Source organism: Pseudoalteromonas sp. 2CM41L (assembly GCF_023161905.1).
GTDB classification, from domain to species: domain Bacteria; phylum Pseudomonadota; class Gammaproteobacteria; order Enterobacterales; family Alteromonadaceae; genus Pseudoalteromonas; species Pseudoalteromonas atlantica.
The window spans coordinates 1-742 of sequence record NZ_JALNTN010000041.1; the positions used below are offsets into that span (position 1 = coordinate 1).

General features: G+C 39.8%; 1 rRNA gene. It reads left to right on the top strand.

Annotation, left to right across the window (positions count from 1 at the left end):
- Positions 1-321: 321 nt before the first annotated feature.
- Positions 322-742 (top strand): 23S ribosomal RNA (locus MTF64_RS19830); the annotation flags it as partial.

Genomic DNA, 742 nt, shown 5'->3' on the forward strand with positions numbered 1-742 from the left:
GGGGAACCTGGGGCTGGATCACCTCCTTATACGATTTAGAACTTATTTGTTCGTAGTGTCCACACAGATGATTGTTAGTTAGTTTTACCCTTTGGGTTGAACTAATTAATATGCTCTTTAAAAATTTGGAAAAGCTGATAATAAAATTCGTATGAATAACAGTGTTATTTGTACAGAGTTTTCAAAAGTAAAAAAGAATGATAGCAGTATCATTCAGTGCCAATTTAATCATTTATGATTAATTGGTATCTACTTTAGTATTCAATATTAACTTCTGGCGAAGTTAAACTGTCACATAACAAAGACCCGTTTGGGTTGTATGGTTAAGTGACTAAGCGTACACGGTGGATGCCTTGGCAGTTGGAGGCGATGAAGGACGTATTAACTTGCGATAAGCCTAGTCAAGCTAGTAAAAAGCGCTTGAGACTAGGATTTCCGAATGGGGAAACCCACCTGCTTGCAGGTATCGTTAACTGAATACATAGGTTAACGAGGCGAACGCGGAGAACTGAAACATCTAAGTACCCGTAGGAAAAGAAATCAACCGAGATTCCGATAGTAGCGGCGAGCGAAATCGGAACAGCCCTTAAGCTTATTATGTGTTAATGGAAGGCTCTGGAAAGTGCCACGATACAGGGTGATAGTCCCGTACATGAAAAGACATTTTAAGTGAAATCGAGTAGGTCGGAGCACGTGAAACTTTGACTGAATATAGGTGGACCATCATCTAAGGCTAAATACT